This is a genomic window from Oleidesulfovibrio alaskensis DSM 16109, assembly GCF_000482745.1.
Taxonomy (GTDB): Bacteria; Desulfobacterota; Desulfovibrionia; order Desulfovibrionales; family Desulfovibrionaceae; genus Oleidesulfovibrio; species Oleidesulfovibrio alaskensis.
The window spans coordinates 170,320-194,680 of record NZ_KI519496.1 but is presented as its reverse complement, the minus strand read 5'-3'; the positions used below and the strand labels follow the sequence as shown (position 1 = coordinate 194,680).

Below are 24,361 nucleotides of genomic sequence, written 5' to 3'. Positions count from 1 at the left end.
AGCTGGCAATCCATACAGACAAATTACGTTGTCACGGTGCTGCACCACCGCCACGAAAGCGCGGCACACCGGTGAAACAGCCTTCTGTAGTCCATAGCCCGAGTCTTGTCAAAAACAAGCATGCCTCAAAATCAGCCTGTGCCGCTGATAAACAGCACATCCCCTCATCGCTCCTTCATCCGCGCACCACCGGCATAAAAAAAGCGGGATTCCCCGCTCAGAAACATTCCTGCCTGTCCATTATCCGCTGGGCACCGGTTTTACCGACTTCGCCTTGGCCATGATCGGCGTAACAGGCGCAATATTAACCAGATCAAGCCGCACGGCCGCAAATCCGCCAAACGGCAGCGGAGAAACCCAGCCATTGCACAGACGGAAAATCAGCACATCGCGCCATGTGACAACAGGTCCCGGCAACACAGAGCGCAAGGTCATGGGCTTATTACCGGCAGCCTCCCGCAGCATGGCCCTTATCCTGTACGGAGAATACCACTGCGCCGCCTGCAACGTGCCCGATGCCGGACAGCGCTTACGGCCGGACAACGCATAATACAGGCTCCAGCTGTTCAGAAAGCCCACTACAACACCACGCGCCGCAACCCGGATTGCCTCCTCAAGAGCAGCCTGCGGATTCTCCATGAACTCAAGACTGGCCAGCAATGCCACATAATCAAACCGGTTATCTTCATACGGCAGATGCTCGCCGTTACCAACATCCAGCCGGGCACGGTTGCCCATGCGCGCCCGGGCGGCATCAAGCATGGCCAAAGAACGGTCAAGCCCCGTCACGTCCAGACCGGCTTCCCAGAACATTTCCAGAAAATATCCCGGACCGCAGCCCACCTCAAGCAGCGAACGCCCACGCCGCGGCCAGCCGGAAATCAGATTCTCCAGCAGACGCTTTTCCTGACGCAGGGCAAAACTGCCGGCTTTGCCCGCATACCAGGCTTCGTATCTCTGAACGTGCTTTTCATCCCACATGCGCTACCCCTTACGGTGAAGAAAAAAACTATCACAAGCGCCGCATGGGTCAATACCAGTTCCCGACAAGTAAAGCCGCAGGGACGTCATACACGTTGCAGATATAAAAATACCTGAAATAAAAACAGCCTCCGGCGGGCAGGGAGATCATCTCCCTGCACCCTCAGTGCGCGCCTTGCATGTTCCGCAGATACGCCTGCGGCGCGCTGTACTGCCTTGCGCCGGACCGGTGATGCCGCCCCGTACGCCCGTAAGCGCACAGCTGACCGGACCGCGCCGGGCGCAATGGGGGATGCAAGGGGAATCATTCCCCTTGCCCGTCGGAGACATACAAAACCAGAAACAAAAACAGCCTCCGGCAGGCAGGGAGATGATCTCCCTGCACCCTCGGTGCGCGCCTTGCATGTTCCGCAGATACGCCTGCAGCGCGCTGTACTGTCTTGCGCCGGACCGGTGATGCCGCCCCGTACGCCCAAAAGGGTACAGCTGACCGGTCCGCGCCGGGCGCAATGGGGGATGCAAGGGGAATCATTCCCCTTGCCCGTCGGAGACATACAAAATCTGAAACAAAAATAAACAGCCTCCGGCAGGCAGGGAGATGATCGACCTTGCCAACCGGAGGAAGAAGCGGAGAAAGAGAAAATGCCGCTCCGGATGTACCGGAGCGGCCTGCGGGATTCAGCGGTTCAGTTTGTCATCCAGCATGCGCAGGCGTGTTTCTATGACCTGCGGGTTAGGATAGCTGTCCTGAATTCCCTTCAGGACGTTGCGCGCTTCTGCGTAACGCTTCTGATGCTGCAGCACATCGGCGAGTGCCAGCATGCCCAGAGCGCGCACAGTGCTTTCGGCTGCGGTCATGCCCTGCAGCTCACGCAACAGACTTTCGGCTCTGCGGTAGTTGTTCATGTAGATATCGGTCTGTGCCAGTTCGTACACGCAACGGGCGTGCATATCCTGAGGCAGTTCCATATCCAGACAGGCCCGCAGGGATTCAAGCGCAAGATCGTATTCGCCGCGGTCCCGGTATATCCGTGCCGCGCGCCTGTGCGCTTCGGCCTGTTGCCGGTCTGTCAGATCCGGCAAAGTCTGATACTTCAGCCACACTTCCAGCGCTCTGTCACGCCGGTGCAGCTCTTCATACAGCGAAGCAAGATCATGAAGTACAGACTGCGCCCGCTGCGGCTCAAGCCCGAATTCAAGATACATGGATTCAAGCAGTTCTGCCGCCGCTGAAGGCTTTCCGCGCACTCCGCGCGCTATCTCCACAAGCTTGTTCCATACCTCCCAGCGGTTTTCCGCATGGGGATACAACTGCAGATAACGTTCGTAATGGCGCTCGGCCTCTATGTACTGCTTTTCGGCAAAGGCGGTACGCGCCAGAGCGAGCAGGTCGGCACGGCCGTCATTTTCTTTGCAGCCCCATGAAAAAAAGGCCCAAAGCATGACAGTAATGCACAGTGCGCAACGCGCAACAGTCTGCCTTTGCAGCATCATGCCCGCCTAATCGTCAAGCTGTTCCTGTTCCTGCTCCGAAACTCTGTCAAAGCCGACCACATGGTCGCCTTCGTCCAGCCAGACAAGACGCACGCCCTGTGTGGCGCGGCCCACACTGCGGACCTCTTTCACACCTATGCGGATAATCTTGTTGGTGGAGGTAAGCAGAATCAGCTGGTCGTTGGATACTACGGTCATGGCGCCCAGCACTTCACCGGTCTTGGGTGTCACCTTGAAGTTGATGACACCTTTACCTCCGCGGCTCTGCACACGGTACCGATCGATAAGTGTCCGTTTGCCGTATCCGTACCGCGAAACGGTCATTATTTCCGATTCCAGTCCGCCCTGCACGGTAACGCAGGCCACCACACTGTCGTCCTGACTCAGCGCAATGCCTTTGACGCCGGTAGCGGAACGCCCCATGGGGCGCACATCGCCGCAGCCGAAGCGTATGGCGATACCTTTTTCGGTGGTCAGAACAACTTCGCAGTTGTCATCCACCTCGCGCACCATGATAAGCTCATCTCCTTCACGCAGCCCCACGGCAATAAGCCCTGTACGACGGGCCTTGGCATACAGCGATGCACTGGAGCGCTTGACCATGCCTTTACGGGTGGAGAAAAGGAAATACTTTTCTTCCGTGAATTCACGGATAGTCAGCGCGGTGTTCACCCATTCGTTTTCTTCCATGGGCAGCAGGTTGTTGATGTGCATTCCCTTGGCGGTACGACTGCCTTCGGGCACCTGATGCACCTTAAGCTGGAACATGCGCCCTTTGTTGGTGAACAGCAGCAGGTACTGGTGGTTTGTAGTCACCAGAAAATCCTGCACAAAGTCACCATCACCGGTATGCACACCGGCAATGCCCTTACCGCCGCGGCGCTGCTGCTGATAGCTGTCCAGCGGAGTACGCTTGATGTACCCGCGCCGCGACAGTGTGATGACCACATCCTCGTCGGGAATAAGGTCCTCGATGTCTATTCCTTCAAGTTCATCTTCCAGCATTTCGGTCCGCCGCGGGGTGGCGTATGTTTCCTTGAGCTCTTTAAGCTCGTCACGGATAACGCCGCGCAGCACTTCTTCATTTTCCAGAATAGACTTGAAGTATTCGATCTTTTTAAGCAGCTCGCGGTATTCCTCGATCAGCTTTTCGTGTTCGAGGTTGGTAAGACGCTGCAGACGCATATCAAGAATGGCCTGAGCCTGCACTTCGGAAAGCGAGAACCGCTGCATGAGCCGTTCTTTTGCTTCCGGCGGTGTTTTGGATGCCCGGATAAGTTCGACCACTTCGTCGATGTTATCCAGCGCGATACGCAGACCTTCCAGAATATGGGCACGGGCTTCGGCCTTGCGCAGGTCATAGTGCGTTCTGCGGATAATGACTTCGCGCCGGTGCTGCAAAAAGCACTCAAAGACCTTTTTCAGCGTAAGCAGCTGGGGCCTGTTGCCCACCACAGCCAGCATATTGATGCCGAAAGACGTCTCCAGCGGAGTATATTTATACAGCTGGTTAATGACGATTTCGGGAATGGTCCCGCGCTTCAGGTCTATGACCACGCGGATACCGCGTCTGTCAGATTCGTCACGCAGGTCGGTTATGCCTTCTATCCTGCGTTCGTTGGCCAGCGCGGCTATTTTTTCCACAAGCGATGACTTGTTCAGCGCATAGGGTATTTCGCGGATGACAATGGACTGGAAGCCTTTTTTGCGTTCTTCCACTTCCACACGGCCGCGGATTTTAACAGTGCCCCGTCCTGTTTCATACGCATCGCGCAGTCCTCTGCCCGCGTAGCAAAAGCCGCCGGTGGGAAAGTCCGGCCCTTTGACCAGCCCGGCAAGATCAGCCACCGTGCATTCCGGAGAGTCCAGTTCCAGCAGCAGGCCGTCAACCAGTTCGCCGAGGTTGTGCGGCGGAATATTGGTGGCCATACCCACGGCAATACCCGAAGAGCCGTTAAGCAGCAGGTTGGGCACCTTGGTGGGCAGCACCGCGGGTTCCTGCAGGGTATTGTCATAGTTGGGGCGGAACTCGACGGTTTCCTTGTCTATATCGGCCATGAATTCCGAAGCGAGTCTCGACATGCGCACTTCGGTATAACGCATGGCTGCCGCGGAATCGCCGTCAATGGAACCGAAGTTGCCCTGACCGGTGACAAGCGGGTCGCGCATGGAAAAATCCTGTGCCATGCGCACAAGGGCATCGTACACGGCGGAATCGCCATGCGGGTGGTATTTACCGATAACGTCACCGACCACACGGGCCGATTTTTTCGGCGCACGGTTATACCCGTTGCCCAGCTCGTGCTGGGCGAACATGATGCGCCGGTGCACGGGCTTCAGGCCATCGCGCACATCGGGAATGGCGCGGCCTATAATAACACTCAGCGAGTACTCAAGATATGACTTCTTAAGCTCGTCTTCGATGGTAACCTGATTGGACACTTCTGAAGCCTCTCGGGTGTGTTAAATATCCAGTTCCTGAACGCTCAGGGCATTACGCACGATGAATTCGCGGCGCGGTTCAACCCTGTCGCCCATGAGCTGTTCAAATATCTCGTTGGCCTCTTCCGCGTCATCCACCTGTACCTGCAGCAGCACGCGGTTTTCGGGGTTCATGGTGGTCACCCAAAGCTGTTCGGCATCCATTTCGCCCAGACCTTTATACCGCTGGATGTTTATACCCTTGCGCGCTTCCTGCAGCACATGGTCCAGCAGAACGAAGATGTTTTCCACTTCGGTCCGTTCGCCCTTGCGGTCCACCACAAACGAGAATCCGCCGCAGATGCGGCGCATGTCGGCCATCGAATCGTAAGGCTGCTTGTACATCTTGGAGTTGAAGAACTCGTTGCCGATGCGGGTCTTGTGCCCGTTGCTGTCTTCAAATTCCAGGTACACACGGCGTTCCAGTCCGGATTCGTCAACGCTGGTCTGCACGGAATAGCCTTTTTCCTGCAGATACGTTCCGAAGCCGTTGAATTCAGGCGTCTCAAAAAACTGGGGCGACAGTTTTTCGCCGTATTCAAGAAACGCGAGAAAGAGATTGCGGCCTATTCCCACGTTTTCCACGTCGGCAATTCTGGCATTGATGAACCGTATGGCTTTCAGCAGGTCGAGTATCTGCGTTTCACGGAACTCCATGCCGTTATGCGCCTCGATAACGACGTCTTTGGCAATGCGTTCCAGCAGATAGGTGTTCAGCTCGGTTTCATCTTTGATAAACCGCTCGAACTTGCTGTTGTACACACGGAAAAGCGGCGGCTGGGCGATATACAGGTGCCCCCTGTCTATCAGCTCGGGATACTGGCGATAGAAGAACGTCAGCAGCAGCGTGCGTATGTGGGCACCGTCCACGTCGGCGTCGGTCATGATGACGATTTTGTGGTACCGCAGCTTGCCGTAGTCGATGTCTTCTTCGCCTATTCCCGCCCCCATGGCCGTGATGAGAGCCTTGACTTCCTTGTTGGCCAGCATCTTGTCAAAGCGGGTCTTTTCCACGTTCAGAATTTTACCGCGCAACGGCAGAATGGCCTGAGTGGAAGGATTGCGCCCCTGTTTTGCAGAACCGCCTGCGGAGTCACCTTCCACTATGAACAGTTCGGATTCAGAGGGATCCTTGCTCTGGCAGTCAGCCAGCTTGCCGGGCAGGGCATTGTCGGAAAGCGCCCCTTTGCGCCGTACAAGATCCTTCGCCTTGCGGGCGGCGTCACGTGCACGGGCGGCATCCACGGCCTTTTCTATGATCAGCTTGGCATCTTTGGGGTTTTCGCCGAAATAGGTGTTGAGATTTTCATACACCAGACCGGAGACAATACCCGCCACCTCGCTGTTGCCCAGCTTGGTCTTTGTCTGCCCTTCAAACTGCGGATTGGGCAGTTTAACACTGACAACGCCGGTCAGACCTTCCCGCACATCATCACCCGACAGTTTGACCTTGAGCTTTTTAGGCAGGTCGGAGTTCTGGATGTAGTTGTTGATGGCCCTTGTGAGCGCGGTCTTGAAGCCGGCAAGGTGCGTGCCGCCTTCCTTGGTGCGGATGTTGTTGGCAAAGGTGAGCATGTTTTCCTTGTACCCCGCGTTGTACTGCAACGCGAAATCCACCATCACGTTATCGGATTCGCCCGAGGCGAAAATGATGGAGTGCACCCCGCCTTCGCCGGAGTTCAGGTTCTTCACAAACTCACGGATACCCCCCTCGTAATGAAACGAGGCGGTATCTCCGGTACGTTCGTCTATGAACTCGACCTCGAGCCCGGGATTGAGGTACGCGAGCTCCTCAAAGCGTTTTTTGAGGATATCGAAGGAAAACTGATTGGTCTCAAAAATTTCTTCGTCCGGACGGAAGCGGATGGTGGTGCCGCGCAGGTCGGTTTCTCCGACGCGCTCCAGTTCCTTGACCGGCACACCGCGTTCAAAGCGGTGATGATATTTATACCCGTCACGACGCACGGTAACTTCGAGATATTCGGAAAGGGCGTTCACGCACGAAACACCCACCCCGTGCAGCCCGCCCGACACCTTGTACGAATCGTTGTCGAACTTGCCGCCGGCATGCAGCACGGTCATGACCACTTCAACCGCGGGACGGCCTTCTTTCGGGTGGATGTCCACGGGAATGCCGCGTCCGTTATCGATAACGGTCACGCTGTTATCAAGATGCAGCTTCACGGTGACTTTATCGCAGTATCCCGCCATGGCTTCGTCGATGGAGTTATCCACCACTTCGTAGACCAGATGGTGCAGACCGCGGCTGTCAGTGCTGCCTATGTACATGGCAGGGCGCATGCGCACAGCGGACAACCCCTCAAGAACGGTGATGTTCGCCGCGTCGTAGCTCTGCTTTTGTGTCTCGTTGGTCATTTAGACTTCTTCCTCGCTGTAGTACGTCTCTTCCACTATCTTCATGGGCATAACGATTACCAGATAGTCGGGGTCGTTTTCACCGGTCAGACCGCAAGGGCCTTCGGTACCGGTCAGCGTGAAGCGCATGGAGTCCGACTGATAGTGGTTCATTATCTCGATAAGATTACGCGTGGGAAAGGCTATGCGCTTAAGGCTGCCGTCGTAGGTGCCTTCCAGCGATTCGGACGCGGAACCGACCTCCTGTCCCTGAGAGGACAGAGAAACTTCACCTGCTTCAAGATCAAAGTAGGTGCAGCGGTTGTTGTCGGTATTGAAAATAAGCACGCGGTCCAGAGCGGCCATCATATCCTTGCGGTTTACTTCCAGCGCTCCGGCATCGGGTGTGCTCAGTTTGGAAACAAAGCTGGTATAGTCCGGATACTGGTAATACGAAAGAGGCAAACTGAATGTTTCACGCTTATCACCCGTGCGGAAGAAAAGACGCTTGTTGTCAATGTTCAGTTCTATCTCATCGGCACCGAGCCATTTCTTCAGCTCCATAAGATATTTTTTCTGCACCAGAATGCCTTCGGCAGGCAGCAGCGCATGAATATCGTCATTGAGGAACCGCTGCATGGCAAACTGGTGGCCGTTCAGTCCGCAGGCTTCAATGGCGTTGTCCTGACGGGGTTTCATGCTCATGCAGGCAATGGCTTCCATGGTGTCTTCGTCGCTTATGCAGAAAGACAGCTTGTCGATGAGTTCCTGCAGAAAATCACCGGACCAGAAAACACTGCCGCTTTCCGGATAATCAGAAAAATTCTGGAACCATGCGGTGTCATTGGTGGGCAGCGTATATTTGCGGCGTCCCTGTTCAATGCCCAGCGTACCGGTCTTGGGGTCAAGATGCAGGGTGATCTCTCCGGCAGGAAGCTTGCGGATAAGATCCACAAAGGCACGCCCCTGAACTCCGGCAAGACCTTCCTCGGTCACTTCCGCCTTATACGATCCTCTGAACTCGATATTGGAGTCGGTGGAAAGAACATGCACCATACCCGCTTCAGCTTTCAGCCAGATGGAACGCAGATAAGCCGCTCCTGTTTTGGCGGGAATGATGTTGGCTGCTTTCTGAAGTCCGTCGATCACGTCCTCTTTGAAAACTTTTAAATACATAAGGTATTCTCCCTTTGTATTATGTAGTAGGGGCGGTTCCTATGTAGGCAACCTGCATAACTACTTTTTATGTATGATTATTTTAAGTGCCTGTATTGTGAGTTTATACGAACTGTATTGACAGTGCCATGGCCGGCGGCGGTTATTCCGCACCGGATAGACACTGTTTCTTCAACTCTGTGACCAACTGCCTGGTCGTTTTGTCACTATCTATCATTTTCTTTATTTTTTTAACAGCATACATCGCCGTTGAATGGTCCTTACCACCAAAAGTCCGGCCAAGAACAGGGTATGAACTGCCCATGAGTTCGCGGCAGAGGTACATGGCAACCTGACGCGCCAGAACCACTTTCTGGTGGCGTTTGTCGCCGGTGACATCCTTTGGCGGCAATGAAAAACGTCCTGCGCACAGGGCTATTATTCTGTCTGCTGTCAGCGGGCGGCCGGCACCGGCCTCGGTATGGCTGAGCACCTGCTCGAAATCAGTGTCAGCCAGTGTGCGGTTAACAAGATCGCGGTAGGCGGTAAGTCTGTTAAGCACACCCTGCAGATGCCTGAAATCGCGGAAACGTTGTGCCAGCGTGAAAACATGCTCTTTGGCAAGCTGCAGTTTGTGAAGCTTGCACTGCCGCTGGATAAACGTGACCAGTATTTCAAGATCGGGGGTCTTCATGGTGACAATAAGTCCCCATTCCAGACGCGACCGCAGGCCGGTTTCCAGAAAATCAAGTTCTGACAGCTTGCCGGGGCAGGTGAATACCATCTGCTTCTGCCGGTCGTAAAAACTGTTGAACAGCACTGTCAGCTCATCCTGCAACTGGGGCTGTTCGCGCAGGCGGTGCAGGTCGTCAAGCAGCAGATAGTGACATGCCGAAAGCTGCTGGCGCACCTGTGCCGGATCGCCGGAACCATTGTTACTAAACAGTGTTCCTAAATCGTCTATTGTGCTGATAAAAATATGTTTTTTATCTACAGTCTTGCTCAGCTCGTTTGCTATGGCGCGCAGCAGATGGGTTTTTCCGCTGCCTGCGGGGCCGCAGAGAACAAAGGGGTTGTAACGTATTTCTTCTTCCTGTCTGGCCAGTTCGCGCGCCGAAGCAACAGGAAAGAAATTACGCTTGTTGGAGATGAATGTCTCGAACGTGTATTCGCGGCCGAAAGGTGCCGAAAGCTTTTTGGAAACGGCGGCCGGCGGCAGGGGAGACGAAGACAGCACGGGGCAGCAGCCTGTGGTGTATTCCACAGTGGTGCCTTCTCCCATGAATGTGTTCAGTTCTGACTCGAAACGGCCCTGCACCTGAGTGGAAAACCATTCCGCAAAAAAACGATGCGGAAAACGCACCTCAAGCCGTTTTTCATCGGCCAGGGTGATATCCAGCGGATCAAACCACCGGTGCAGATCCTGTTCGGTGCAGGACTGCCTGAAGTGTTGGCGCAGCGCTTTTTTTAACACGTATCTATTGCAAATTATGTATTTTTAAATGCGGGATGGCATGGCATGGGCAAAAGAAAATTACAGCATGCCGGAGCAGTACAATCCAACCTTAGAAACATATCAGATTTAAAGGTTTTTAACAAGCTTGCTGCCTGCACTGAAAGGCCCGGCGAACGTGGCGTTATAGTTGTGGAAAAAGTCTAGACAATCTCTTGTGTTCTCCATAGGCTTGTATAGTAGCCTTGTGTAGGGTACACGCCGCTGTCAGGTGGAGGTAACCAGACAAACAGAGTACACGGACTTCCGTGCGGGAAGGATTAATGCGGCCAGTAAAAAAAAGAAACACACTGCGGACTGCGGATACGCGGAAAAAACGCCTTGCGGCCGGTATGGCGGTTGTCACCTTATGCCTTGTGATCGTCACGGGGCTGTTTTTGCGCGACGAAGATACCACGCCCGAGGCTGTGACCGGCGGTGCGCAGCAGAGCATGACAGAGGATGTTGCCACGCCTGAGATGCCTCCGGTGCCCGTGCCAGAAACCATCACAGGCACCATCCAGCCCGGCGATACGGTTTCCGGTATTCTGGAAAACTGGCTCTCTCCGGCAGAGGTTTATTCTCTGGCAAGGCAGTGCAATGACGTATTCAGCCTTTCCCGTATCAAGGCGGGGCAGCCCTGGAGCGTGACCTGTCTGCAGGATGAACTTCAGTCGTTCCGGTATGAAATAGATGACACAAGCATCCTGACCGTGGCGCGGGACGGTGATATTTTTCACGCCGCAGTGGAACCTATTCCCTATGATATCCAGCTGGACAGAGTGGAAGGAAAAATAGAGTCCAACCTGTTCACCGCAGTGGAAAACGCCGGTGAAGGTGCTGCGCTGGCATACCGCCTTGCAGACATTTTCATGTGGGAAGTGGATTTCATCAGGGATATACGCGAAGGCGACAGTTTTACCGTGGTGGTGGAAAAACGCTACCGTGAAGGTGAGTTCAAAGGGTACGGACGTATTCTGGCTGCCCGTTTTGTCAACCAGGACACCCCGTATGAAGGCTTTTTGCTGGAAGACGGCGGCAGGGGCGAATATTACACAGCGGACGGCAAAAGCCTGCGCAAGGCCTTTCTGAAGGCTCCTCTTGATTTCAGAAGAATCTCGTCGGGCTACAGCAATGCCCGTCTGCATCCTGTGCTTAATATTGTCAGACCACATCACGGAATAGATTACGCCGCCCCCACAGGCACCCCCATCAAAGCCATAGGCAGCGGTACCGTTGTGGCCGTTGCCAGAACCAAGGCCGCCGGAAAGTATGTTAAAATACGGCACATGAACGGATACGAAAGCGCGTATCTTCATATGTCGCGTTATGCCAGAGGCATCCGCAGCGGGCAGAAAGTGGCTCAGGGACAGGTTATAGGCTATGTGGGAGCAACAGGGTACGCCACAGGGCCTCATCTTGATTTCCGCATGAAACGCTATGGTAAATACCTTAACCCTTCCAGAGTAACCAACCCCCGTTCGCAACCCGTATCCAGAGAACGCATGGATGAGTTCATGACAGTGCTTGTTTCGTATAAAGGGTATCTGGACGGAACTCTTGCTTTACAGACATACGGTGTAGATAACACATCCAGTATGTAGAAATATAAAAGAAAAATATTGTAGATAACCCCCGCCGGTGATTCCGGCGGGGGTTTTTTATTTTGAAAGTGATTATATGATAATATTTTTTATATTAATGGTTTATTTTTGTTATGAACATTTATTGTACGTTCTTTGTGTACAACTTCGGGAGCAGGTCGGGCAAGCGGAGTAAAGGAGGTAGCCTCCGGCGGGCAGGGAGGTGACCTCCCTGCACCCTCAGTACGCGCCTCGCATATTTCACAGATACGCCTGCGGCGCGTTGTACTGCCTTGCTCCGTGCCGGTGATGCCGCCATGAACGCCCGAAAGGGTACAGCTGACCGGTCCGCGCCGGGCGCAACGGGGGATGCAAGGGGAATCATTCCCCTTGCCCGTCGGAGACATACAAAATCTGAAACAAAAATAAACAGCCTCCGGCGGGCAGGGAGCTGATCTCCCTGCACCCTCAGTGCGCGCCCTGCATGTTTCACAGATACGCCTGTGGCGCGCTGTACTGCCTTGCTCCGTGCCGATGATGCCGCCCGTACGCCCGAAGGGTACAGCTGACCGGACCGCGTCGGGCGCAATGGGGGATGCAAGGGGAATCATTGCCCTTGCCCGTCGGAGACATACAAAATCTGAAACAAAAACAAACAGCCTCCGGCGGGCAGGGAGCTGACCTCCCTGCACCCTCAGTGCGCGCCTCGCATGTTTCACAGATACGCCTGCGGCGCGCTGTACTGCCTTGCTCCGTGCCGATGATGCCGCCCGTACGCCCGAAGGGTACAGCTGACCGGTCCGCTTCGGGCGCAATGGGGGATGCAAGGGGAATCATTCCCCTTGCCCGTCGGAGACATAAAACAATCACTCCCCCAAACAGCTCCTTGCCCGTCGGAGACAGAAAGAGGCTTGGCTGCAAATAATCGGGCAGAGAAGAGCGGGAAAAATGGCTGCAGGGAATGAAAAAGGCTTCCGCCGGAAGTGTTTCTGCCAGCGGAAGCCTTTGAATTTTTTTTGAGAGGATGCGTTATGCGGATGCCGTATCCAGCGTGACAAAGAAGGCGGCGCCGGATCCGGTTTTACTGTCCAGAGGACTTTCCACCCATATTTCGCCACCGTGGCTTTTCACTATTCTGCGGCAGATTGCCAGTCCAAGACCGGCGGAACCGTTTTTGTGCGTATCTCCGTCTCTGTCTAGCCTGTAGAAGCGTTCAAAGATTCTTTCCTTGCTGGCTTCGGGAATTCCCGGACCGCTGTCTTTTATGCAGAAGGCTGCTCTGCCTTCGGTTATTCGGGCAGAAACGGTCACTGCAGAATTATTCGGACTGTATTTGACGGCGTTGTCCAGCAGGTTCCGGAAAACTTCACACAGAGCATCTCTGTCTCCTGTGACCATAAGTGGTGTTTCGGGCATCTGTGTTTCGATGGAGATATTTTTTTCGTGCGCTGCAGGGTCCATTTCTCGCACGGTCTGGCGGATGACGGCTGCGGCATCCACTGCGGACATGGCTGTCTGTTCGCGTTTGTGCTGGGCGCGTGCCAGAACCAGCAGGCTGTTGACCATTTTTATCATGTGGTTGGCATTTTTAAGGATGGTCTGCAGAAACATGCTGTTCTGCTCGCGGCCTGCTGGCGGTGATTCGATAAGCATCTCGGTGTATCCCTTGATGCTGGTGAGCGGTGTTTTCAGCTCATGCGACACGTTGGCCACAAAATCCCGACGTACTTTTTCCAGCTGTTCGCGCTCACTCACATCATGAAACGCCAGTACTATTTTTCTTGTTCCGGCAGGGTCGGCAAAAGGCACCAGAGTTATTTCCATGTACCGCCCGCCGGAAAGTTCCACATTGCACACCCGTCCGGTATCGGGCATAGGCTGGCCGCTGTGGGCGGTGTCGCTGCGCAGCATGGCATCCACTGCTTTCTGCAGATCCGGCTGCATGGTGGCTTCAAGGGGGGTGGCCCCTTCCATGCCCGCCACCTGCGGAAACATATCGGTAAGTGCCGTGTTTACAGAATGGATGCGTCCTTCTTCGTCCAGCACCATCACTCCGTCTGTTATGCCGTCCAGAATGGCTTCAAGGCGTCCTTTCTGGTCGGTAAGCATCTGCATCTGCCTGCGGGTGTTTTTTGCCATGTCGTTGATGGCATCAACCAGCGGACGCAGTTCCGTTCCCGGATAGTCGCGGATTTTGCGGGCGTAATCACCCTGTCCGATGGCGTGGGCTGTTGCGGCAAGGTCTTCGATGGAACGCACCAGAGACCGGGTTACAAGATAGGCAAGGCCGGCACTGGCCAGCATGGCCAGCAGAAACACTGCAGCCAGACCTTCTTTGAGCTCGGCCAGACGCTCGTTAACCACGGACGCGGGCAGGGCAATGCGCAGCACACCGTCCAGTCCGCTGTCGGGCACTGTGATGGTACGCGCCATATAAATAAGGTCTTTGCCCAGTGTGGTGCTGTAGCGCACTTCCATGCCTTCGCCGTTGGCCAGAGCTGCTTTCACTTCCGGCCTGTTGCGATGGCTGTCCAGCGTCGGCAGCTGTTCGTAGGCAATTTCAGAATCAGCCACAACGCGGCCGTTTTCGATGTAGGTGATGCGTATACCCGTACGCTGTCCGAACCGGTGTGCCCATGCGTTCATGGAAGCGGTGTCAGAAAACGGTGCCTGTTCCTCCATCAGCCATGCGGCCATTTCCAGTCCGTTGCGTGCGCGCAGGCGCGATTCGGTCAGCACATCATCTTTCAGCAGCCCGCCGACATAAATAAACGGCGGAATAAGTGCCAGAAATAACAGTATGATGCTTCCTATAAACAGTCTGTGGCGGATGGAGTAATGTTTCATCATGTTATTTAACCGTCACTTTATGGCGTTTTTGTCACACGATTGTTACAATTGGCAGGTAAGACGGTGGCGCTTTTTTGACAAAGGCCGCTTTTCCCAGTAGTGGAGCGGCGTCTTTTACCTGCAGCGGAACAACACAGGCATCCGGCTGCTCCCCGTTTACCTGTGCACCTTCCGGTCACCGCTATCAGGGTAATTCAGGGCATCGCTCATCCCTTAAACGGACAGGTTACATGGATATATACACTGTTTTTCTTGTTCTCGCCGTCGGCGCCGGCTTTATGATGGCATTCAATCTGGGGGCCAACGATGTGGCCAACTCCATGGCATCATCGGTCGGTTCCAAAGCCATCACCGTCAAACAGGCGGTAATGATTGCCGGTGTGCTGAACTTTGTGGGCGCCGTATTTCTGGGTGCTCATGTAACTAAAACTATCAGCAAGGGTATCATCAACGCGGATATGATAACAGACCCGCGGGTGATGATGGTTGGCATGTTCGCCGCATTGCTTTCTGCTGCCTTGTGGGTGCTGGTGGCCACGCTTACGTCGCTGCCGGTTTCTTCCACGCACTCCATCGTGGGGTCGATTCTCGGATTCGGCATTGTTGCCGGAGGGCCCGAAGTCGTCAACTGGGGCAGTATGGGCTTTGTGGTGCTTTCATGGATCATTTCGCCGCTTTTTGGCGCAGGCATTGCTTTTTTTGTATTTTCCCATATACGGCGGTTTATTCTGTACCGAACCAAGATAATAGAAAAAGCGAGATTCTGGGCCCCGTTCTGGATAGCGCTTACCGCCGATCTTGTGGTGCTTTCGTTTTTTTATAAAACGCCGGTGGGCAAGAGTCTTAACCTGCACTGGTCTGTGGCGCTGGGGCTGACCGCCGTGCTGACGGTGGCTGTGTGGACTGGTTTCCGGGTGCTGTTTACACGCACGCTGCCCAAAGATGCCGACGGACCCGAAGCAGTGGAAGACATGTTCCGCCGTCTGCAGGTGGGTACGGCCTGTTATGTGGCGGTGTCGCAGGGCGCCAACGATGTGGCCAACGCCATAGGCCCTGTGGCTGCCATATACCTGATAGCGCGCGAACGCACGCTGCTGGCTTCTGCGGAGGTGCCCCTGTGGCTTCTGGTCATCGGCGGGCTGGGCATTGCGTTGGGCATTGCCGTGCTGGGGCACAAGGTGATGGCCACCGTGGGTGAAAAAATAACCAAACTGACCAATACCCGTGGTTTTTCAGTGGAATTCGGAGCGGCCACAACAGTTCTCATGGCATCAAATCTGGGAATGCCGGTTTCTTCCACACACGCCGCTGTGGGGTCCATAGTGGGCGTGGGGCTGGCCAGAGGCTTTGGTGCCGTTGATTTTAGAGTGCTTTACAAAATAGTGCTTTATTGGGTACTTACAGTACCTATTGCCGCTATAACCAGTATCGTCATTTTCCAGCTTCTCAGATGGTCGTTTTTGTAGGACCCTGAAGGCTGTTACCGGAGGCTTCATATATGAACATTCGAATCCCCCTCTTCGGGCTTGTACGCGACGAACGCTCGCCCATGACAGGACTTGTCGAGCATTACGAGCAGATAGCCAAGGGCATGCGTCTTATCGAAGAGTCCATGGAGTGCTACATAACCGGCGGCACCTGCAAGGATTTCAATACACTGCTGCGAGAAGTGGATGACGCGGAAGAACATGCCGACAAGATAAAGCGCAACATCCGCAACCACCTGCCGCGTGCTTTGTTCATGGCTGTGGATAAGACGCTTTTCATCAACTATACCCGCAGTCAGGACAACATTCTTGATGCAGGGCAGGAAGCGCTTAACTGGCTGGGCATGCGCCGCATTCCCATTCCTGATGAATTTCAGAAAGAGTTTGTTTTCTTCCTGCACAAGGTATCCAAAAGCATCGAACTGCTGAAGCCGGCACTTGATGCCACAGTGGGACTCATCCACGGCGGCGGCAAGCTGGACAGAGAATCCACCAAAAACACCTACCGCGCCATCCGTGCCCAGCAGCGCGAAGTGTTCCGTGAAAAGAACCGGATTGTTTCCGCTATCTACCGTTCTGATCTTGATTTCAAGGATATCTACCAGCTCATCCATTTTGTGGATGCGCTGTACGCCATGAGCCATAATACCGAGAACTGCTCGGATATGCTGCGCTCTATGATTGCTCGGTAGTTTTTTCCCGATACCAAATGCCCTCGCAAGAGGGCTTTTTTTATGGCTCAGGGCGTCTGCGGCATTGAGTGCTGTCTGCGTGCGGCGTCCGGCGTCCGGAGTGTTCTTGTCCTGCAGTATCCGGTTCTGCGGTATTGCTTTACGGCCGTAAAAAAACGGCACACCGTACGGTGTGCCGTTTTGCTTTTTTCATGATGCGGCTGCTATTCGCCCTGCATTTCACTGATAAAATTGTGCAGTTCCACGGGGTGCTGTTCTTCCCCGTTAACGGCAAGGCGCAGTACAAGCGCCACAGTGTTGCCGCGCGGTGTCACCGTTTCTTCCATGTAGATGGCAAACTCGCGGGGGGTGGCGCTTTCGGGCTGGGTCAGCAGCAGCCACCAGCCGTTGCCGTCCTGTTCCCATTGCTGTGTGTACCGTTCCGGCGGAAAGAACGTCATGGCCAGCAATGCCTTGAGGTCATTTGCGCTGAACCGTCCGCGGGCTTTGCCCGCTACACCAAGATATTCTCCCCGCGAAGACTGGAAAACAAGCGGAAGTATCATCACCCTGCGGGGCGGGTCGCTGCGTCCCGGGGATACGGCCTGTACAGCGGCAAACATCTGCTCATCACCGGCTGCATCTTCGGCCTGCGGCATTGTGTCCGTGGTGTGTGCGGGCGCATCATCTGCGTCTGCCGTCCCTGACGGCTGCGGTGCTGTTCCTGCGGGAACCTGTGCAACCGGTGCCGGACGCAGGTCGGTAACTTGCCGGCGCAGTCCGGTGACTGTCTGGGCCATTATTTCCATGGCTTGCTGCATGCGCTCAAAGCGGTCATCCCACTCCGGACCCAGCGTTGCCTGTAGGGGTTTGCGCTCAACCGGTCCGGAAAGTCCCAGCTGACGCAGCATTTCTTCTATATTCTGCAGGCGCTGCAGCATGGATGCCTGCTGCTGTGTCAGAGCCACCATGGATTTTGCCAGATTACTGACCGAAGCGGAAAAATCGTGTGACAGCTCTGTGCGCCGTGCGGGTTCGTCCGGTCTGCGGTTTTTGGGCTCGTCCTGCTGCTTTTGTTGCGGGGCTTCGTCTATCCAGTCGAACTCCTGGGCAAGCCTGCTGCGCACTTCTTCCACAGACATGCCCAGATTGAACATATCGCGTATGCGTACGCACACCGTGCCCGCCTCCGGAGTAAACCGGATGGGCTTTCCCTTGCTTGCCACGGGAATACAGCCCGGAAACTTTCTCCGGTAGCTTTTTATGGTGGTCTCGGAAACCCCCAGCATGGCGGAAAGCTCTTTGTGTGTCAGATTCCGGTCAGTCATCGTCACCCCTTGCGTTACTGGCCATGGTAAAACCATAAACCTATCGGTAAGCCACCATGAAAGAAGCGTCAACCCCGAAGCCTGTGGAAAGCGCTGCGGAGCTGTTTGTGCGCGCAATTGCTATTTTATACCGTCTGTGCCGCACGAAGTCCATGAGCGGTACACACCCGTACAGCAGCGTATACACTGTGCCGGAAAAAGGCGGTCTGCCGGCTGTCGGCGGCAGCTGCGGGTTTATGCATACAGGTGGCACCGGACGCGGTGCCTGCCGTGCAGGACGGTTTCTGCGGGAATGTGCGTGCGGCAATGCGGCATGGCGTGCGGACATCGCGGGTGGAAGTGACAGCCGGAGGGCGGGCTGACAGGACTGGGCGGTTCGCCCTGCAGACGTGTATGCGTTGTTCTGGCATCGGGGTCAGGTACCGGCAGCGATGCCAGCAGAGCTTTGGTGTACGGGTGCAGGGGGGCATTGTATATCATGTCACGCGGGGCTGTTTCTATGATGCGTCCCAGATACATAACCGCAACACGATGGCAGAAGTGTCTGACAACGCTGAGATCGTGCGATATGAACAGCATGGAAAGTCCCAGTGAATCACGCAGGTCTGCCAGCAGGTTGAGTACCTGCGCCTGTACGGAAACATCCAGCGCGGAAACCGGTTCGTCGCAGACAAGCAGAGAAGCCTGAGGGGCAAGAGCCCGTGCTATGGCGATGCGCTGACGTTGTCCGCCGGAAAACTCATGCGGATAACGGTCATAATGTTCCGGTGCCAGCCCGACTACGGCAAGCAGATGTTCCACCCGCGCGCGCCTTGCCGCACGGGGCATTCCCTGTACTTCAAGAGCCTCTCCGATACTGCGTCCCACCCGCATGCGCGGATTGAGCGACGAAAAAGGATCCTGAAAAATCATCTGCACACCGGATGCGTTGGCAATGCGGCCGCTACCGCCGGAGTCCGGAGTTATATGCACCGTGCCGGAATCCGGTTTTAGCAGTCCGGCTGTCATGCGTGCCAGCGTGCTTTTTCCGCATCCGCTTTCACCCACCAGTCCCAGCGTTTCTCCCCTGCTGATGTGCAGCGTGACGGAATCCACGGCTTTCACCGTGTCGGCGGCAGCGTCGAACAGCTTCTGCCGTAACGTAAAGCTGCGCGAAACGTCTGTTATCTGCAGAAGGGGTGTATTATCGTGCATGGCGTCCGTGGTGTGATGTTGGGGCATGGCTGATGGTATCAGTGGCCACAGGGTTGCTCAACAGGATGATTGTGTGGCGACTCCTGCCGAGGAAAACGTTGCCATATCGTTGAAAATTGCCGCCGCGGAGCGCAGCAGGAACAGGGTGAGAGCAGCTCCGGTGCCTTCTCCCAGACGCAGGCCGAGATCGTGCAGAGGCTCAATACCCATGGAACGCAGCGCCGTTTTGTGGCCTGCTTCGGCAGATGCGTGGCTGAAAAAGCTGTAATCGCTCACAGCGGGGCATATCTTCCATGCGGCGGTCCATGCGGCAGTGGAAATGAATCCGTCCACCAGAACAGCCATGCGATGGTAGGCGGCACCGAGAATAAGTCCCGTCAGAGCCGCTATTTCGTAGCCCCCTAGGGCGGCAAGAATATCCACGGCGTTTTGTGACTGTACCGCACCGGCGTTGACGGCAAGGGCTCTGCGGATAATATCTGTCTTATGTTTTACAAGGTCGGGGGTGATGCCCGCTCCGGGCCCGGTGATGCCGGCAGGATCAAGCCCGAGGTAGGCACAGTACAGCGCTGTGGAAGGAGTGGTATTGGATATGCCCATCTCGCCTGTACCCACGGTGCGGCAACCCGCCTCGCGGGCCATGCCGGCCAGATCAATGCCCAGTTGCAGGGCCTGTCTGCATTGCTCGGCTGTCATGGCCGGACCCTGCGCGATACTGGCTGTTCCGGGATGAATTTTGCGCTGTATCAGCCGGGGGTGTTCTGGGTAGGCCCCTCCGCAGCTGCCGGCATCCACAACAAACTGTTCACAGCCCACGGTATTGCACAGTACATTGATGCCTGCGCCGCTGCTCAGAAAGTTGAGCACCATCTGCCGCGTGACCTCCTGCGGAAAGGGGCTGACGCCTTCGGCTGCTACACCATGATCACCGGCAATGGTGTAAATGCGCGCCGGATCGGCTGCCAGCGGGGTATCGCCGCCTTGTATGCAGTAAAGGCGGAGCGCCAGTTCTTCCAGACGTCCCAGACTGCCCCGCGGCTTTGTCAGGTTGTCCAGATGCGCCTGTGCAGCACCGGCAAGCGAAGTATCAACAGGGGGAATGTGCTGTATTATGTATTCCACGGAATGTGACATGAAAGACTCCTTTAAGAATCCTGATACCTACAATCGGCATGGTGAAATGGCAAGACAGCCGCATGGCGGAGAGGGAAATGCTATGAAAACAGCTGCTGCGGTAACGGAAAAAGGGCTGAGGCGTTTACGCGCGGTGTCTGCGGCAGGTGCTGCCTTGTGTCTGCGCATCGTTGTGGCGGTGATGTTTGTTTGTGTCGCGGCAGCGGGCAGCAGGGCAGAACATGGCCCGTTGCCTGATTCGCCCAGGGTCACTCCTGTTGTGCGTGCTGTGCATGCCGTGGCTCCTGCCGTGGTCAATATAACCACGGCCCGTATGGCTCAGGGGGCGGAACTGCCCGGACCCTTTGCGGAATCACCGCTGCTGCGCGAGCTGTTACGTCTGCCCCAGAGGCATCAGCCCATGCAGCGTCACAGTCTGGGCTCCGGCGTAATCATAGATGGTTCCAGAGGCCTTGTCCTGACCAATGCCCATGTTATTTCGGGCGCCACGACCATCCGTGCACGGCTGCTTGACGGGCGCGAATTTGAAGCCGACCTGCTGGGTGCCGCACCGGATTTTGATATTGCCGTACTGCGCCTGCAGGCTGCGCAATCGCTGCCGCAGGTGCCTATGGCTGATTCTTCAGACATGATGCCCGGCGAAACAGTCATCGCCATAGGGAATCCGTTCGGATTCGGACATACGGTGACCACCGGAGTGGTGTCTGCGCTGCAGCGTTCCATTCAGACAAGGCAGGGCGTGTTTACAGATCTCATCCAGACCGATGCCGCAATCAATCCGGGAAACAGCGGAGGGCCGCTTATCAATATAGCCGGAGAGCTTGTGGGAGTGAACACCGCCATACAGGCAAATGCCGAAGGCATAGGTTTTGCCATTCCGGTCAACAAAGCCCGCAGGGTGGTGGATGAATTGCTGAGTTCCGGCCGGGTGCGGCCGGTGTGGCTGGGGGTGGAAGGGCAGGATATTGACCAGCGCACCGGAGCATGGCTGGGGCTGCGCGGCACCGGCGGTATGCTGGTGACCCGCGTGTACGCGGGCACTCCCGCGCAAAAAGCCGGTATCCAGCCCGGTGATGTAATTCTGCGGATGGAAAATGATACGGTGCAGGATAAGGATCATTACCTGCAGCTACTGAGAAACCATACACGCGGTCGTCAGCTGGGGCTGCAGATATTCCGGCAGGGGGAATTACGCCGCACGGCAGTGGTTCCTGTGGCGCTGGGGGCGCAGGATGCGCTTTCCATGGCGGCCATGCGCTGGGGCATGCGCGTGCGTGATGCCCGCGGGCAGGGTGTGGTTATCGAATCAGTGCGTCCGGACAGCCCTGCCGGCCGTCTGGGGCTGCAAGCCGGTGATGCCATTCTGCAGGTGGGCGGTCTGCGCACGGGATCGCTTCAGGACTTTGCCGAGGCCTTTGTCAGGCACCGGCTTTCCGGTGCTGTTCTGCTGGTGGCGGCACGCGGCGGAAGAGCCGCCTATGTACGCATGATATTGTAAGTTTTTCTGACAATTAGAAACTTTTTCCACAAGGTGCATTGAGAATCCACCTCAAGTCTTGACACGCTATTGGGGTAAAGCTATCTGCACTGCAATGGTTAGCTGCCACAAGTCCGCGTCCAGCGGCTTTACGCGGCGCGGTTTACAAAAATCTGGGGTCATAAGACCCCGAGAAAAACGCCTGGAGGATTACCATGGGTTGGAATGTAACTGTTGATCACGACAAGTGCACCGGCGACGGCGAATGTGTAGACGTGTGCCCCGTTGAAGTTTACGAACTTCAGGACGGCAAAGCAGCTGTTGTGAACGAAGAAGAATGCCTCGGCTGTGAATCCTGCGTCGAAGTCTGTGAATCCGACGCAATCACCATCGAAGAAGTGTAAGCTCGCTTTTTTTCGCAAGCATACGCGACATGCTGCCGGACGGCGGGCTTTTTCCCGTCGTCCGGTCAGCATTTTCAGCAGGATATTCCCCGCATCCTGTACTTCTCCGCATGCGTAGTCCGGCGCACGCGGGGCAAAGAACTCCGGCCTGCATCGTTCGCCGGTTCCGTTCCGGGACGGCTGACCGCCATAATCCGTAACGGAATCGCCATGATTGGACCGTCATGCACTGGACAGGCCCGACCGCGGTGATTATCTGACTTCCCGACCGACCAGTAGAACCGGCCTCACCGTCTGAATGGCATAAAACACGCAAGACCGGTGTCTTGTGGTGTGCTTTTGTATCAGGCGGCCCGGGGCGGCGAGGAGCAGACAAAGAATGACGCAGGATTTTTCTGAAATTTTTGCAAAGTATGAAGCGCTTGTGGCCGATGTTGATAACGTCTTCAAGCGTGTTCAGGAAGCCCACCCCGAATGTGTGACCTGTGAAAAAGGCTGTAGCGACTGTTGCTACGCGGTGTTCGACCTTTCACTGGTCGAGGCCATGTACCTGAATCACCGGTTCGGTCAGAAATTCAGTTTCGGGCCGGAACGTTCCGTTATTGTGGAACGGGCCGATGAAACAGACCGCAAGCTTGTAAAGCTGAAACGGCAGGCTCATCGCGATGTGCAGAACGGCAGGGATGCAGAAGAAATTCTGCAGGATATGGGCCGTGTGCGCGTGCGTTGCCCCCTGCTGGGCGAAACGGACGGGTGCGAACTGTATGAATATCGCCCCATCACCTGCCGCCTGTACGGTATTCCCACAGCCATAGGCGGCAAGGCCCACAGCTGCGGCAAGTCGGCCTTTCTGGCCGGCAAACAATACCCCACCGTCAATATCGACAGAATTCATGAACGCCTTGCACAGCTGAGCCTTGAAATCCGCGATGCCGTACATTCGCGTTTTTCTGAGCTGCATACCGTGCTTGTGCCTGTGTCCATGGCTCTGCTTACCACTTACGACGACGCCTACCTCGGTGCAGGCGCCACCGCAAAAGGAAACGAGTGATGGCCATTTCCGCAAGCATGTTCCGCGACGGAACCCCGCAGGAACTTACTCCGGATCAGGAAGAACAGAAGCGGTTCATCTATGAAAAGATGTCACCGCGGCGCAGAAAGTTCATCGACCGGATAGGCTACGACAAGTGGGATCCTTTTCAGAAGCCCAATGACCCTCTGGATGTGCGTCAGGACGTTACAAAACGTACCACGCAGCAGCTCGTCCGCGAGTTTTTGCAAACCTGCGATCATTCGGAGTACTCAAACGAATACGGCAAGGGTGCGCTGGAGTGCGCTCTGGGCATAATCAACCGAGACGAGAAGTACCGGGGCATTTTTGAATTTTGCGTCTGGTATCATAACTTGTTGGAAAAAGAGGGGTTTACGGACTATGAAAGATAGCTACGATAACATCGACGAGTACATCGCCGATTTGCAGGCTGCAATCAAGGACAATGCCGACTGCGCAAACCACCACTACAATCTCGGCGTTGCCCTGCTTTCCAAGCGCGACTGGGCCGCAGCGGAGCAGTCGTTCCGCGAGTGCGTGCGTAACTCGCCGCGCTTTGCCGAAGCCTTTGTGCAGCTTGGCGGCATATGCCTGCAGCGTGGCGATCTGGACGGATGTATGCGCTACAACGAAGAAGCCGCCCAGTGCAGGGCTAAGTTCCCTGTACCGTGGGCTAACATAGCTTTTGTTCACCTGCAGCGCGGTGAACCCGAACCGGCAATCGCGGCCCTGAAAAAAGCCCTGAAGTGGGATCCTGACTTTGTACAGGCAAAGGCGACTCTGGCCACAGCCTACTTTATGATGGAAGACTACGACATGGTACTGGATGTGTGTAAGCAGATCATCCAGAAAGAGCCTTCGTTTGCTCCTGCATATAACAACATGGCTCTCGCATACTTTGAAAAAGGTGAGTTTGCCAAAGCTGTGCAGTATGCCGATGAAGCACAGAAGCTCGGCTTTGAAGTGGCTCCCCAGTTTCTTGAAGAACTGAAGCCCCACCGCAGCTAGTTTTTGCAGATAGCCGAAAATGCCGCGCCGGAAGGTTTACCTTTCCGGCGCTTTTTTGTGCCCGGTCCGGCATATCCTGTGTTTTTGCGCAAGAGGATGCCTCCGGCGGGCAAGGGGACTGATTCCCCTTGCATCCCCCGTTGCGCCACAGGTGGTCCGGTCAGCTGTCGCCTTCGGGCGTACGAGGCGGCTGGTTATGCGCGGAGCAGCGCAGTA

At 55.6% G+C, this 24,361-nt stretch carries 18 protein-coding genes; 8 read left to right on the top strand and 10 right to left on the bottom strand.

What is annotated here, in order from left to right; translation table 11 throughout:
• Positions 1–240 precede the first annotated feature (240 nt).
• From H586_RS0117550 to H586_RS0117525, 6 genes are all read right to left on the bottom strand, one after another.
• On the bottom strand, positions 241–981 hold the full coding sequence (locus tag H586_RS0117550) for a class I SAM-dependent methyltransferase (RefSeq protein WP_011366210.1): 741 nt from the start codon (positions 979–981) through the stop codon (positions 241–243).
• A gap of 678 nt (positions 982–1,659) precedes the next feature.
• On the bottom strand, positions 1,660–2,424 hold the full coding sequence (locus tag H586_RS19770; protein WP_162147985.1) for a tetratricopeptide repeat protein: 765 nt from the start codon (positions 2,422–2,424) through the stop codon (positions 1,660–1,662).
• 57 nt (positions 2,425–2,481) lie between these two features.
• On the bottom strand, positions 2,482–4,917 hold the full coding sequence (gene gyrA / locus H586_RS0117540; RefSeq protein WP_027182660.1) for a DNA gyrase subunit A: 2,436 nt from the start codon (positions 4,915–4,917) through the stop codon (positions 2,482–2,484).
• A 21-nt stretch (positions 4,918–4,938) separates the two neighbouring features.
• Positions 4,939–7,332, bottom strand: coding sequence for a DNA topoisomerase (ATP-hydrolyzing) subunit B (gene gyrB / locus H586_RS0117535; protein WP_027182659.1), 2,394 nt, complete (start codon positions 7,330–7,332; stop codon positions 4,939–4,941).
• Positions 7,333–8,487, bottom strand: a complete 1,155-nt coding sequence (gene dnaN / locus H586_RS0117530; protein WP_011366206.1) for a DNA polymerase III subunit beta — start codon at positions 8,485–8,487, stop codon at positions 7,333–7,335. It abuts the gene before it with no gap.
• Between the two features lie 142 nt (positions 8,488–8,629).
• The gene (locus H586_RS0117525) at positions 8,630–9,940 is read right to left on the bottom strand and encodes a DnaA ATPase domain-containing protein (protein WP_027182658.1); all 1,311 of its coding nucleotides are present in this window, start codon (positions 9,938–9,940) and stop codon (positions 8,630–8,632) included.
• Positions 9,941–10,311: 371 nt separating this feature from the next.
• Between H586_RS0117525 and H586_RS0117520 the strand changes: the two genes are divergently transcribed.
• Positions 10,312–11,562, top strand: coding sequence for a M23 family metallopeptidase (locus H586_RS0117520; RefSeq protein WP_234702992.1), 1,251 nt, complete (start codon positions 10,312–10,314; stop codon positions 11,560–11,562).
• 1,008 nt (positions 11,563–12,570) lie between these two features.
• Here the strand turns inward: H586_RS0117520 and H586_RS0117515 are convergent.
• Complete coding sequence (locus H586_RS0117515; RefSeq protein WP_034619685.1) at positions 12,571–14,391, bottom strand: ATP-binding protein; 1,821 nt, start codon at positions 14,389–14,391, stop codon at positions 12,571–12,573.
• Between the two features lie 230 nt (positions 14,392–14,621).
• Here H586_RS0117515 and H586_RS0117510 point away from each other — a divergent pair, with 230 nt between their 5' ends.
• Together H586_RS0117510 and H586_RS0117505 are read left to right on the top strand one after the other, a co-directional pair.
• Positions 14,622–15,857: an inorganic phosphate transporter gene (locus tag H586_RS0117510; RefSeq protein ID WP_011369421.1), complete on the top strand. Its 1,236-nt coding sequence runs from the start codon at positions 14,622–14,624 to the stop codon at positions 15,855–15,857.
• A gap of 32 nt (positions 15,858–15,889) precedes the next feature.
• A complete protein-coding gene (locus tag H586_RS0117505) occupies positions 15,890–16,570 on the top strand; it encodes a DUF47 domain-containing protein (protein ID WP_011369420.1) in 681 nt (226 codons plus the stop codon).
• 203 nt (positions 16,571–16,773) lie between these two features.
• Here the strand turns inward: H586_RS0117505 and H586_RS0117495 are convergent, their stop codons facing one another.
• The 3 genes from H586_RS0117495 to cobT form a co-directional block, all read right to left on the bottom strand.
• Positions 16,774–17,877, bottom strand: coding sequence for a helix-turn-helix domain-containing protein (locus H586_RS0117495; RefSeq protein WP_051364093.1), 1,104 nt, complete (start codon positions 17,875–17,877; stop codon positions 16,774–16,776).
• 234 nt (positions 17,878–18,111) lie between these two features.
• Complete coding sequence (locus tag H586_RS0117485) at positions 18,112–19,098, bottom strand: ABC transporter ATP-binding protein (RefSeq protein WP_011369417.1); 987 nt, start codon at positions 19,096–19,098, stop codon at positions 18,112–18,114.
• Positions 19,099–19,128: 30 nt separating this feature from the next.
• A complete protein-coding gene (gene cobT / locus H586_RS0117480) occupies positions 19,129–20,205 on the bottom strand; it encodes a nicotinate-nucleotide--dimethylbenzimidazole phosphoribosyltransferase (RefSeq protein ID WP_027182652.1) in 1,077 nt (358 codons plus the stop codon).
• An 82-nt stretch (positions 20,206–20,287) separates the two neighbouring features.
• Between cobT and H586_RS0117475 the strand changes: the two genes are divergently transcribed.
• The 5 genes from H586_RS0117475 (at position 20,288) to H586_RS0117455 (ending at position 24,145) form a co-directional block, all read left to right on the top strand.
• Positions 20,288–21,703, top strand: a complete 1,416-nt coding sequence (locus tag H586_RS0117475; protein ID WP_027182651.1) for a trypsin-like peptidase domain-containing protein — start codon at positions 20,288–20,290, stop codon at positions 21,701–21,703.
• A gap of 194 nt (positions 21,704–21,897) precedes the next feature.
• Positions 21,898–22,086, top strand: a complete 189-nt coding sequence (locus H586_RS0117470) for a ferredoxin (RefSeq protein ID WP_011369414.1) — start codon at positions 21,898–21,900, stop codon at positions 22,084–22,086.
• Positions 22,087–22,465: 379 nt separating this feature from the next.
• Complete coding sequence (locus H586_RS0117465; protein WP_011369413.1) at positions 22,466–23,137, top strand: YkgJ family cysteine cluster protein; 672 nt, start codon at positions 22,466–22,468, stop codon at positions 23,135–23,137.
• Positions 23,137–23,529: a hypothetical protein gene (locus H586_RS0117460; RefSeq protein ID WP_011369412.1), complete on the top strand. Its 393-nt coding sequence runs from the start codon at positions 23,137–23,139 to the stop codon at positions 23,527–23,529. Before H586_RS0117465 ends, H586_RS0117460 begins: the two co-directional genes overlap by 1 nt.
• Positions 23,519–24,145, top strand: a complete 627-nt coding sequence (locus H586_RS0117455; RefSeq protein ID WP_011369411.1) for a tetratricopeptide repeat protein — start codon at positions 23,519–23,521, stop codon at positions 24,143–24,145. Before H586_RS0117460 ends, H586_RS0117455 begins: the two co-directional genes overlap by 11 nt.
• The last annotated feature ends 216 nt before the right edge of the window (positions 24,146–24,361 follow it).